Below are 12,558 nucleotides of genomic sequence, written 5' to 3'. Positions count from 1 at the left end.
CCACGTCGACGGCTGCGTGTTTGAGCCTTGATACCGGCTCCCCCTCCTCCCCCCATTCCGGGAGCCGGTATCAAGGCCTTTCACGTTTCCGGACCGATTTCGCGCCGCGTGGATACTGGAGGGGTGACGGATCTCCAATCGGCCGCGCCTCCCGCTTCCGCGGACGAGTCCGCGGACGCCACGGCTGAGGCGCAGCGCACCTTCCTCGATGTCGGCGGCATGACCTGCGCGGCGTGCGTGGGCCGGGTGGAGCGCAAGCTCAACAAGCTCGACGGGGTGCGGGCGGTAGTGAATCTGGCCACCCGCACCGCAACGGTCGAACATGCGCCGACGGTCACCGTCGAGCAGCTGACCGGCACCGTCGAGGCGGCGGGGTACACCGCGGCACCGAAGTCCCCGAACCCGCGCCGCGCAATGCTGGCGGAGGAGCGCGAGCGGCGCGACGTGCTGCGCCGCCTCGTCGTCTCACTGGTGCTGTTCGTGCCGGCCGCCGATCTGTCGATCGTGCTCGCCATCATCCCGTCGACCCGGTTCCCCGGCTGGCAGTGGGTGCTGCTCGCACTGAGCCTGCCCGTGGTCACGTGGGGCGCCTGGCCGCTGCACAAGAAGGCCTGGCAGGGCGCGCGGCACGGTGCGGCGACGATGGACACCCTGGTCTCGGTGGGCATCATCTCCGCTACCGCGTGGTCGGTGGTCACCGTGCTCACACCCGGCCGGCAGCGGCCCGACCCGCACGGTCTGTGGAACGCGATCGTGCAATCCGACCCGATCTACCTCGAGGTCGCGATGGGCGTCACGGTGTTCGTACTCGCCGGCCGGTACTTCGAGGCCTCCGCACGCGCCAAGGCGGCTTCGGCGCTGCGCGACCTCTCGACCCGCGGCGCCCGCGACGTGTCCGTGCTGGTGCGCGACGGTTCCGAGCTGCGGATCCCGATCGGCGAGCTGCGCGAGGACCAGGTGTTCGTGGTTCGGCCCGGCGAGACGATCGCCACGGACGGCGTGGTGGAGTCCGGCAGCGCGTTCGTCGACAATTCGGCGATGACGGGCGAGTCCCGCCCGGTCCCGGCCGGACCGGGCGACCGAGTGGTGGGCGGCACCGTGTGCCAGGACGGCCGACTGACGGTGCGCGCCATCGCCGTCGGCGAGGACACCACGTTCGCGGCGATGCTGCGTCTGGTGGAGGACGCGCAGGCCACGAAGGCGCGGATGCAGCGCCTGGCCGATCGCGTCTCGGCGGTGTTCGTGCCGTGCGTGTTCGCCATCGCCGCCCTGACTTTCGCGGGCTGGATGCTGTTCGGCGGGTCGATCGACGATGCCGTGAAGGCCGCGATCGCCGTGCTGGTGATCGCCTGTCCGTGCGCCCTGGGCCTCGCGACCCCGGTGGCGTTCATGGTGGCCTCGGGCCGGGGTGCGCAGCTCGGCGTGTACGTACGCGGCCATCAGGCATTGGAGGCCACCGAGAGCATCGACACGGTGGTCTTCGATAAGACCGGCACGGTGACCACGGGCCTGCTGGAAGTGGCGGCGATCGCCGTGGCGGACGGATTCACCGAGGCCCAGGTGCTGCGCCTCGCAGGTGCTGTCGAGACCGCCTCCGAGCACGCCGTCGCGCGGGCGGTCGTGGCGCGGGCGGGCGCCGATCTGCCTGCGGTGGAGGATTTCCGGGCCGTACCCGGCCTCGGCGCCACGGGTACGGTGGACGGGCGGACGGTGCGGGTGGGCAATCCGCGGTTCGTCTCGCCCGGTGTGCTGGCGCCCGCGGTCGATGCGGCGGCCGAGGCGGGTCGCACCGTGGCCGTGGTGGAGGTCGACGGGGCTGTGGCCGCCGTCATGGAGATAGCCGACACGATCAAACCCGATGCGCGGGCGGCGATCACGCGGCTGCACGAGGCCGGCATCACCACCGTCCTCCTCACCGGCGACAATGCCGCCGCGGCCGCGAAAGTGGCTGCGGCCGTGGGCATCGACGACATCCGTTCGGATGTGCTGCCCGAGGGGAAGGTGGCAGAGATCCGGGCGCTGCAGGCCGAGGGCCGCCGGGTTGCCATGGTGGGCGACGGCGTGAACGACGGTCCCGCGCTGGCCGCAGCAGATCTCGGGTTGGCAATGGGTACCGGTACCGACGTGGCCCAAGGTGCCGCCGATGTGGTGCTGATGCGCGAGGAGCTGTCCGCCGTTCCCGATGCGCTCGGCCTGGCCCGCGCCACACTGAAGACGATCAAGACGAACCTGGTGTGGGCCTTCGGCTACAACGTCGCGGCGATTCCGATCGCGGCCGCCGGACTACTGAATCCCCTCATCAGCGCCGCGGCGATGAGCTTCAGCTCCTTCTTCGTGGTGTGGAACAGCCTGCGCCTACGTCGATTCGGCTCCCGCTAGCGGCGGCGTTCGACGTCAGAGGGTCGCCTCAGCGGTGCACGTCTGCCAGCTAGTCATGTGATTCCCCTCCGGGAGGTTGAGCCCGATCTGGAACTCGACACGGCCGGTACCTGTCGCCAGCGCGCCGAAAGTCTTCCGCGTCGGCGCGGGGCCCGTGGCATCGTAGCCATCACTCACGGCTCCGGACGCCCCGGTATCGAGGTTCTTCCACACCACTCGCAACATCATGCGTTGCCAACTCTTTTGAATGACGACATCGATCGCTACGGATGAAACGCCGGTGTCCCCGGACGCCGTCGCAGTGGCGCTGGAGTTGTTGAAAGTACCCGTGTATCCGGACGTGAACGGAATGACGCACAGCGGTGCGGGCGTCGGATCGGCACCGGCAACCGCGGGTCCCATGGGGACGGCGATCAACGTCAATGCGAACACCGAGCAGGACCACGTGCGAACAGAGACTTTCATTGGATCTCCGATCAAGGAAGGACAGCCCGGCGTCACCTCCGAGCCTGTTTGTGATTGCACACTACCGCGCTCGGCGTCGCACCGATTCCGCTTCGACGCACAGACTGTTGGATGTTACTGGTGATGTAGATGGTGCTAGATTTGCGATCTGTTGGCGCTCTCGTGAGGCGCCGTTGACGAACGGGGCACGGCGATGAACTCTTCGACCGGTGGTGCAGAATTCGCCGTATCGGCACGTCGAATCAGACGCGCGAGCCACCGCGCCGCGGTGGTTTTCGTTGTTGCCGTGCTGGTCGCCGCCATGTCCGCGATTGCCATCGGGCCTGCGCGAGCGGCGGTCCCCGTCGGCGATGGGCAACGCGGGATCAACGTCACCACGATGGAGATTCAGGCGGTGACCATATTTGACCACCCCACCATCACCAACACCGGCGAACCTCAATCGTCGTACAACTATCTCGCGAGCCTCGGCCACAAGCTGATCCGCCTGCCCATCAGTTGGAACTTTCTCCAGCCCAATCTCGACACCGGCAACCGAACATTTCACGCCGCGTACTGGACCGCGATCAAGGCAGAAGTTGCCAAGATCAAGGCAGCAGGCCTGAAAACCGTGCTCGACCTCCATAACGGCTGCGAATGGACGAAGCCAAAGACGACAGCACCCGTGAAAGTCTGCGGCGCGGGACTCACGCTCGCCGACACGAACGACGTATGGCTCCAATTGTCCAATCAATTCAAGAATGAACCCAGCGTGGTGGCGTACGACCTCTTCAACGAACCGGTGCGATTCAATCACCCGACTCGCAGCGAACTCCAGAATGCCGCCGACCAGCCGTACACGTCGTACAAGGCGGCCGTGAACTCGATCGTCGCCGCTCTGCGTGCCAACAACGACAGCAAGAAGATCTGGGTCGAATCGCTGTGCTGCCATAGAGAACACGACCTCGCCAGCACCGATCCCAACGGCGGGTGGGTCATCGATCCGCTGAACAAGATCGTGTACTCCCAGCACATGTACCCCGTGAGCGATAGCTCCAAGGGCGAAGTGTTCGATATGGCCAAGATCGATCCCAACTACGAACAACCTCAAGGCGACTTCTGGGCGGACTGGGGCTACGTCCGAGGTTTTCTCTCGCGGCTCGACAGGTTCGCCGGGTGGTGCGATCGCAGCAACGTCCAGTGCTCCATCGGCGAGGTCGGCTGGTACGGCGACGGGCAGTCGCCAGACAGCGCCGCGTTGTGGAACCAGCTCGGCGATGAGTGGTACAACAAGGCCAATTACCACGGATTCGCGGTGACGTACTACGGAGCGAGTTCGACATCGCCGGGCAGCCTATGGGCCTACGACTCCGCCACCCCCGCATGGCATCCTGCACCCGGATTCAGCCGCAAGCAACCGCAGGCGCTGATCCTGGAGAAGCCGTCACATCTCTCACGGCCCTAGTCGAACAGATCGACGTTCCACTCATCCTCCCTACTCGGCACGATCACATAACGGGAGTAACGATGTACCTCTCAGACCGTCCACGACTGACCGCGATACCGGCGGCGATCCTGCTTGGCACCGCGTTGCTAGCGGCGCCTCCGATCGCGCGGCAACCGTCTGGGGCGAGCATTCCGTTCAGGTGAGACCAATGGTGCGCATAGTACTGACGATGACGAATCGTCGACGCTGCGGCCGCACCCTTCGGAAATGAGGCGGTTGACCGCCCAGGAACTCGATATGGAGACCATCATGAAAGCACGGTTCGCCGCGTTCGCGGCTTCCTTCGTCATCGCAGCCTCATTGCTTTCCGCACCGCCGTCCGCGTCGGCGAACGGCTCCTATGGGTTCGGCCAACGCGGCGTGAACACCAACATGCTATTCGTCCAATCACAGACCGCATACGACTGGCCGGACGAATCGCCATCGAAATTCGGTGAGCCGCAGAGTACATACGACTACCTTGCGGCGAAAGGGCACAAGTACGTCCGCATCGGGTTCAACTGGGACGTGATGCAGCGTGGAATCACTGCCACTAATACCGGGGCACCATTGGACGCGAAATACGTAGCGAAGGTCTCATCGGAGATCGCCAAGGCGAAGAAGGCCAGCCTGAAGGTAGTACTCGTGCTGGGCAATCCATGCACGTGGGAGGACCGCACCGGTGCTACGAATTGGGAGGAACCCACTCCCAGCAGAGTCCTGTTGTGCGGTAAAGGACTGACCGACGCCCACCTCGCCAACCTCTGGCGGCGAATCTCGACACTCTACAAGAGCGAGCCGGCCGTCGCCGTGTACGACCTGGTCAACGAGCCCGTCTCCTATCAGCATCCCATCCGGACAGACATGCAGGATCCGGGGACCTGGCCGGCTCCGTACAGCGCCTACAAGTCCGCGATCAACGCCTCGATCAAAGCCATTCGTGACAACGGCGACGACAAGTATGTCTGGGTACAGTCGTTGTGCTGCACCCTCAACCACGACTTCGCCAGCACCGACCCGAACGGGCCCTGGGCCGTCGATCCGCTCAATCGCATCGAGTATTCGCAGCACATGTATCCCGTCAGCGACCCCAATACGGCCTCGAAATTCGAAGAGAAGAAGCTCGATCCGAACTACGATTCGGCACCCGGACAATTCTGGTCCGATCGCGGGTACACCACCGGGTTCCTGTGGCGACTGGATACTTTCGGTGGTTGGTGCAGCCAGTTCTCCGTGAAGTGCTCGATCGGCGAAGTCGGCTGGCACAACGAAATATCAGAGCCCGAAACCGCTGCGCGATGGAACGACCTCGGCGACGAGTTCTATAACAAGGCCAACTACTACGGCTTCGACGTCCTGTCATTCGGCGTCACGACCGGGCTTCAGGGCGCCCTCAGCACGCACGGGACCAACCCCGTCGGACAGCCCCCGAACCTCCAGGGATGGCAATTCCCGGCGCCCGGCATTACCCGCAGCTTCTCCCAGGCCACCGTCATCGAGAAACCGCAGCACCTCTCGAAGTGACAGCGCGGGAACCGCGACCACCGGATGTTGCCCATCTCTCCACCCCTGGACGGGGATTGACACCGCAATCGGTTACGACGCAATGCCGGCTCACCCACGCCCACCAGGCCGACCCGAACCGTCTGCGGGCATGCCACACAGTCAGGGCTTCGACAGGTGCGACTGCTTCTCGATCACGGACGCCTGCGACTGCTTCTGCGTCATTCCGCGCGCGGGGAACCAGGAGGAGGGGCCAGGCGCGTCGTACACCCACAAGGGGCTCACGCTGGCGGATGACGCGCCGTAGTAGGTGACGGCCAGACCGTAGTAGTCGGCGATGTTGTACCACTCATCGCCGAGCTCGTTCCACCGTGACACGCTGTCTTTAGCCTGTCCCCGGCTGTACCACCCCACTTCCCCGATCGAGCATTGCTCTCCGGTGCGTTTACACCACGAGCCGAATCCGTCGAGGCGGCGGAGGAATCCGCGCACATAACCACGGTTGGACCACGGCTTGCCTTTGGGCTCCTCGTAGTTCGGATCCAACTTCGCAGGGTTGAACTCCTCCCCCAGGCCGGCATCGGCATCGAATCCGACCGGATACATATGCAGGGAGTAGACGATGCGTTTGATCGGATCGACGACCCAGCCTCCGTCCGGATCGGTGTTGTTGATGTCGAGCCCAATGGAACAGCACAGCGATTCGACCCAGATCTCCTTGCGATCACCTTGCGCCCGCAGCGCGGCGACGATGGCGTTCACGTGCGCCTGATAGACGGAATAGGCCTGCTTACCGGCCTCGTTCGGAATGCTCGGCGGGGTGAACTTGGTCGGCTCGTTGAACAGGTCGTAGGCCACCACGGCCGGTTCGTTCTTGAACTCCTCGGAAATTGTGCGCCACACCCCGGTGGTCACATCGAGCGACAGTCCGGCGCCGCAGACGAGCGGCGGCTCCGACGACCCCGGCTTAGTCCACTCGCAGCCGTTGTGGAGGTCGAGTACCGCTTTGAGGCCGGCCTTCTTGATCTTTCCGATCTCAGCTTTGATCGCACGCCAGTAGGCCGAATAGAATCTCTCATCGCCCTTATCCAGGTTCGGCTGCAGGAAGTTCCAATCGATCGGGAGCCGGATCAGCCTATGCCCGACCGCCGCCAGCGCATCGTAGCTAGCCTGGGGCTCACCCGTATCGGTCAGATCGGGGTAGCCGGAGATCGTGATGGCCTGGGAAAGAAGTGTGGTGACGTTGATGCCGCGTTGCCCGTCGGTGCTGTCGTCGACCGCGCGACGTGTGGGTAGCGCGGCGGACGTCACCACCAGAACGATCACGACGAACAGAGGGATCAGCCGTCGGAAGATGCGGCTCATCCGGCTCCTTGTGACGCACGACACCTGGAGGACAAGGTGCCTCGATCGTGCGCGTCGAGCGACTCCGCTAGTCCACTCGGCAGACTTCGTCTGGCGAGATTCGGCGCAGGGAAACTCTGCCGCGGCAACATCTCCGACGGATCGTGGAAGGAGTTCTGGCCGTCCGCGCCGGAGGTGACGACGATCCCGCTCCGTGCGACCGCGGCAGCGACCGCGGTAGCGATGGTTCCAGCCGCGCTGGGCATCATCCGGCGCCTGCGCGCACCCGGAATGTTGATATCGCAATCGGTCACCGCAAAATGCTAGCCCGCTCCGTTCGCCCTGCGGAAGTCACAGGAAACGAAAACCCAGCGCGGGGCGGCCCGGCTTCATGTCCGGGTTTCGTGTTCGGTGGGGGTCGCGCGCTTCCCGTCGCCGATCGCGCTAGCCGCGCTCAAGGCGATAGATGATCTGATCGCCCGATCTGCCCACCTCTACTAGCTGCGATCTGCGCTCGTCCAGCTGTTTACGCACGGTACCGTTCCCCGTCGGCGCCTCCGCTTGCGGAGGCGGATCGAAAGTCCACGAGGACACGAACACGTCCGTGCCGGGTGTGCCGAGCGCCGCGGTCAATTCGTCCACATCGTCCGATGATGCATCGATCGGCGGCACATCGGTGAGCAAGGCGAGGTCCCCCCGGCAGAGGTACGGGCAGTCGGTGACGATCACGTCGCCCTCCGCCACGAGCCCGCGGAACCCTCCGTTCTGCATCGCCCAATAGTCGTTACTCGTCTGCGAGTACGGCACCACCGCGCCGAGCAGATTCGCGACGAACAGCGCGCCGACCAGAACGAAGCTCGCTGCTACCGCCCTGGTCCGCTCCGACAGCAGAACGGCGAGCGCGATAGCGAGCGCCGGCATGACCGCGATCCAGAACTCGAGATTGCCCGGCTCCCAGATCATGATCACGATGACGTTGACCAACAGGTAGACGGCGGCGAAGATCATGAAAGTCGTTTTCGCAGCGAACTTCTCTTCTCCATCGCGTCGTGCTGACCGTCGCACGAGGCGTACCAGCAGCCACGCCATGGCAGCCAAAGCCGCAGCCATCGCGAGCAGGATCGCAAGGAAGGCCACGGTGTTGATCCCGTGCTCGGCCAGGTGGCGCTCTTCGACGAGCGACTTTCCCGCAAACACCCTGGACATCAGATCGGACGAGCGGGGCGAGCGAAACAGGAAGTTCATCGCGAATACCGCTCTGCCGAATCCGACCAGCATCATCAGCGGAGTCTTCGCAGAGATCGCCTCCCACATACCGTTACTCGCATGCCCTCGAGCCCACGAAACGATGTCCACGGGCGAGCTCAATCCGATCGCAAGCCGGCCCACTACGCAATAGGTGACGGCGATCAGGAGCCAGGATGACGCGAGGAAGACTCCGAGCCCGAACAGCAGCCGTGCCGACGTCCTTTCGGAGCTGCGGCGCCACACTATGACGAAGGTGATCGCGATGACCGGAAGGAGGAAAACGTACTGCTGATGCAGGAGTGCCGCCATCGCGGCAACCGCGCCCAGTCCCGATAGCCTCGCGAAGGTCCGAGATCGCGATGATGCGTCCGCCGCGATCACGTCGAGCATCAGCATGACCGACCACAGGAGGAACGGGATGGGCAGGAGGTAGGTATCCGCCTCGAGACTGTAGACCCAGAATCCGAAGGAGAACGCGACCCAGCCGGTTGCTGCGAGGGAAAGCGGGAGGGACGCCCCGACGCGGAGCGCGATCCGGTAGACCAGCCATACGGAGACCAGGCTGGCGCTGACCGAGAGGACCTGCATCGGGACGACCGCGTCGCCGGCGTATCCGAGCGCCTCCCACAGTCGGAAGTTGACCCAGTTCACCGGCCCGTACAACAAGTGGTTCGAATGGAAGAGGTCGTCACCATTAGTGACGTTCAGGATGTATTGGGCGGCGTCCTCTGCCTCGCTGTGACTACGGGCGAGGGTCATGGAATCCAGAAATGCCAACGCGGCCAACGGAATCGCGATCCAGAGCTTGTGCATCCCGGTCGGCGTCGCCGCGCCTAATTCGACCGGTTTTCCACCCCACGCAACATTAACCCTGTTTGACACTGCAAAATGCTAGCGCTCGCGAGTTGGCGGCCAAGCTCGATTGGAGCCTTTCAGCTTCGAGAACTCGCGAGCGGCTCGGGCGGACATCGTTATGCTTCACCCATAGACAACATTGCTATGCGATATCACAGCGATGCCTCTGGTTGGCGATGCAGCATATTTGCAGCTCAGCGTATGTTTCGACAGTGAGTTCGTCGACGGGCATCGGCTCGCACGATAACCGCGACGTGAATACTCTGTACACTTTCGCCCGTGACGAAGAGGTTGACCGCCGTGGACGCTGCCCGCGGACTCGCGGTGTTCAGCATGATCACGGGTCACTTCGATGAGGGTGCATTCCTGTCGTGGCCCACCCACGAGATTCCCTACTTCGACGGTGCCTCCGCGTTCGTCCTGCTGTCCGGTCTGATCCTTGGCGTGGTCCACCGCCGATGGGTCGATCGCGATGGAGGATGCAGTACGTCGCGCGAGCGGTTGGCCCGACGCATCACCGTGATCTACGTATGTCAGGTCCTGCTGTCCGGCCTCGCCGCGATCGTCTCCCTCGTCTGGCCTCCTGCAACTCACCTCGGGCTCCGGCCGATCCACGAGACGAGCCACCCCGTACTCGATATCGTCACTTTGCGCTATCTCCCCGCAGGCGGCGACGTTCTCGCGCTCTATTTCGTTCTGATGTGCGCCGCGCTGATCCTCATCCCGGTACTGCGCAAAGGCTGGTGGAAGCCGATCCTCGTGTTCTCGCTGGCGTTGTACATATGGGCGATGCTCCAGCCACCCGCGTGGTTCCTGTTGCCCAATGAGAACGCCGCGGGCGCCACCGCGGACTGGTGCGCGTGGCAGGCGCTGTTCGTGCCCGCGCTCGTGGTCGGGTGGAAGTGGCACGATTGGCGGGTCAGCGAGGTGATGGTGAAATCGCGCGTCGTCGTCGTTCTCCTGCTCGGCACTGCCGCCGTGTTCGTCGGCGGCCGCGCGGTCAGCCGAACGCCCGCGGCCGACATGCTCGGCGCAAAGATCGAGTTCGGCCCGGCCCGAGTCATCGCCGCATGGGTCGTCCTGCCCGCGGTGATCGCGGTTGTGACACTGTTGCTGCGCTACCCGTGGTTTCGCCGGGCGTCGCATCCGTTCGTGGTGGTCGGCACCCGCTCACTCGATTCGTATGTCCTGCAGGCACTGCTCCTGATGACACTGCCCGTGGTGGTGATACAGCCGTGGGGACCGGGTCCCGCCACCGGGATCACACTCGCGGTGCTCGTACTGTGCTGGGCGTGGGCCGAGTTCCGCACGTGGGCGGGCTGGGCGAAGCTGCACCGGATCCCGAGCCGATTCGCTCACCGCTCCCGTCGCCACCGATCGCTCGTCGGTTTCGAGCGGTAGCGCGGCCGAGTCGAGTCCGCAGCCGACGTCCGGCCGAATTCCGAGCTACCGGATTCACAGCAGCTCGGGCTCGGAATCCTCACCGCGGTTCTGCCACGCCCAGTGCAGCACCAGGCCGAGCGTCACCAGCGCGATCGCGGCCTCGTCGACCGCCCAGGCGGCGACCCCGCCCACGAACTGGTCGCGCTGGAGATCCGTCATCCAGGACAGGTCCAGGTAGTAGTACAGGCGGGAGCCGACCAGGCCGTCCATCGTCATCACGATCAGCGCGAACACCATCGAGATCGGCATCATCGCCAGCAGCATGCCGATGCGACCGATGAAGGGCAGCTCCTTCGGTACCGGGTCGATCTGGAAGACGCGCCAGTAGAACAGGAACCCGGTGAACAACAGCGCCAGGTTGATGCCGAGATGGCCCCAGTGATAACGGCCGATCCGGTCGAACAGCGGGGTGAAGTACAGGCCGTAGAGCATGAGCGCGAACATCAGGAGCTGGACGGCTGGCCGCATCAGCACCACGAACGACTTCGACTCCAGGAACAGCTCCAGCCACCGCTTCGGCGCCCCGGTGAGAGTGTCGCGCAGCAGTGTGATCGGCGCACCCAGCAGCAGGAACACGGGGACGAGCGAGGTCATCAGCATGTGCGAGACCATGTGCACACTGAACATGGCCTTCGAATAGGTGCTCACGCCCGAGCTGGTGAGCACGAGCAGCGCGAAGCAGCCGAACAGGAAGCATGCGGTGCGGTACCAGGGCCAGGACGTGGTGCGCCGCACCAGCAGCAGGTACCCGACGGCGAACGCGGCCACGATCAGCACGAAGTTGAGGTCGAAGCGCCACAGGGTGGCCAGGCGGAGGGCGTTCGGCGGATCGGGCAGGTCGTAGCCCATGAATACTTCGCCGACGGTGAATCGCTTGCGCAGGAACGGCGGCGGGGTCAACAGCGAGGCAGCCAGCGCGGTGCCGATGGAGGCGGTGAGCAGCCCGGCTGCCGGCGCACGAGCGCGCAGGTACTGGGCCAAGGCAGCCGCCGCGATGAGCACGGCGGTGGCGATGTACAGCCAGCCGTACCAGGTGACCCACAGGTCCGAACCGGGCGCGTAGACCACCGCGAGGACGGCACCGTTCGCGAGCACGAGCGTCGCGAACGCGGGTGCGGTCCATCGCTTCTCGGGGCGTTCGGGGAGCCGGACGGACGACCACAGACCGCCCAGCCAGAGTGCGCCCGCGAGCGCGATCGTGATGAGTGCCGCCGTCGAATAATCGTGCTTGGGACCCTGCGCCTCATTGGCGGTCACGACGGTGGCGAGCAGGCCGATGCCCGCCGGGAGCAGGATCCACAGGTGCGCCACCCAGGTCAGGCAGTTGCGCATCGCGATGATCACGATCACCGCGCAGATCAGGGAGACGATCCAGCCCTTCGCCGCCTCGGAAGCCGAGACCAGCGCGAACAGCCCGCCCACCCGGTAGGTGGCCACCAAGTCCTGGCCGGCGCTGTCGGACGCGGCCAGCAGGATCATCGGCGCCGAGACGACCGCCCAGACGGCGGCGTACCGGCGGGCGTGCAACTGGGTGACGTAGCCCCGCAGGCCGAGCTCACCGCCGTCTTGCGGTTTGGTCCGGAACACGGCGTAGCCGAGGGCGCCGAATGTCAGCGCTGCGGCGACCGTGCCCGCGAGCCGGCCGATCGATGCGCCGTACGCGGTGAGCGCGCCGGGGTAGCTGTCGCCGTTGATGTCGTAGCGGATCTCGCCCTCGCTCGTCACGAGCCAGAGGACGACGGCGAGCGCCACCGCCGCCCCGACGCCGAGCGCCACCGCACCGGTCCGCGGCGTATGGCCGGGGCGGTCCGAGGGAGTCGGCGACGGGCGCTCGGGGGCGACCGCCTCAGCCATCG

8 protein-coding genes are annotated in these 12,558 nt (G+C 65.1%); 4 read left to right on the top strand and 4 right to left on the bottom strand.

What is annotated here, in order from left to right; translation table 11 throughout:
• The first annotated feature begins 123 nt into the window (after positions 1-123).
• Positions 124-2,379 carry a heavy metal translocating P-type ATPase gene (locus tag TPAU_RS00420; RefSeq protein ID WP_013124790.1) on the top strand — a complete coding sequence of 752 codons (2,256 nt, stop codon included), beginning with the start codon at positions 124-126 and terminating at the stop codon, positions 2,377-2,379.
• 15 nt (positions 2,380-2,394) lie between these two features.
• Here TPAU_RS00420 and TPAU_RS00415 read toward each other — a convergent pair whose 3' ends face one another.
• Positions 2,395-2,844, bottom strand: coding sequence for a hypothetical protein (locus tag TPAU_RS00415; protein ID WP_013124789.1), 450 nt, complete (start codon positions 2,842-2,844; stop codon positions 2,395-2,397).
• 193 nt (positions 2,845-3,037) lie between these two features.
• Here TPAU_RS00415 and TPAU_RS00410 point away from each other — a divergent pair, with 193 nt between their 5' ends.
• Both TPAU_RS00410 and TPAU_RS00405 read left to right on the top strand, forming a co-directional pair.
• Entirely contained in the window at positions 3,038-4,288 is a 1,251-nt protein-coding gene (locus TPAU_RS00410) for a glycoside hydrolase family 5 protein (protein WP_115329732.1), read from the top strand.
• A gap of 249 nt (positions 4,289-4,537) precedes the next feature.
• Positions 4,538-5,833, top strand: coding sequence for a glycoside hydrolase family 5 protein (locus TPAU_RS00405; protein WP_041944195.1), 1,296 nt, complete (start codon positions 4,538-4,540; stop codon positions 5,831-5,833).
• Positions 5,834-5,974: 141 nt separating this feature from the next.
• Here the strand turns inward: TPAU_RS00405 and TPAU_RS00400 are convergent, their stop codons facing one another.
• The gene (locus tag TPAU_RS00400) at positions 5,975-7,177 is read right to left on the bottom strand and encodes a glycoside hydrolase family 5 protein (RefSeq protein ID WP_013124786.1); all 1,203 of its coding nucleotides are present in this window, start codon (positions 7,175-7,177) and stop codon (positions 5,975-5,977) included.
• Positions 7,178-7,600: 423 nt separating this feature from the next.
• The gene (locus TPAU_RS00395) at positions 7,601-9,217 is read right to left on the bottom strand and encodes a hypothetical protein (RefSeq protein ID WP_013124785.1); all 1,617 of its coding nucleotides are present in this window, start codon (positions 9,215-9,217) and stop codon (positions 7,601-7,603) included.
• A gap of 321 nt (positions 9,218-9,538) precedes the next feature.
• Here TPAU_RS00395 and opgC point away from each other — a divergent pair, with 321 nt between their 5' ends.
• Complete coding sequence (gene opgC, locus TPAU_RS00390) at positions 9,539-10,660, top strand: OpgC domain-containing protein (protein ID WP_013124784.1); 1,122 nt, start codon at positions 9,539-9,541, stop codon at positions 10,658-10,660.
• 54 nt (positions 10,661-10,714) lie between these two features.
• Here the strand turns inward: opgC and TPAU_RS00385 are convergent, their stop codons facing one another.
• The gene (locus TPAU_RS00385) at positions 10,715-12,556 is read right to left on the bottom strand and encodes a cytochrome c oxidase assembly protein (protein ID WP_013124783.1); all 1,842 of its coding nucleotides are present in this window, start codon (positions 12,554-12,556) and stop codon (positions 10,715-10,717) included.
• Positions 12,557-12,558 lie beyond the last annotated feature (2 nt).

This window comes from Tsukamurella paurometabola DSM 20162 (genome assembly GCF_000092225.1).
GTDB classification, from domain to species: Bacteria; Actinomycetota; Actinomycetes; order Mycobacteriales; family Mycobacteriaceae; genus Tsukamurella; species Tsukamurella paurometabola.
The sequence above is the reverse complement of the archived record's forward strand: the minus strand, read 5'-3'. Positions and strand labels throughout refer to the sequence as shown.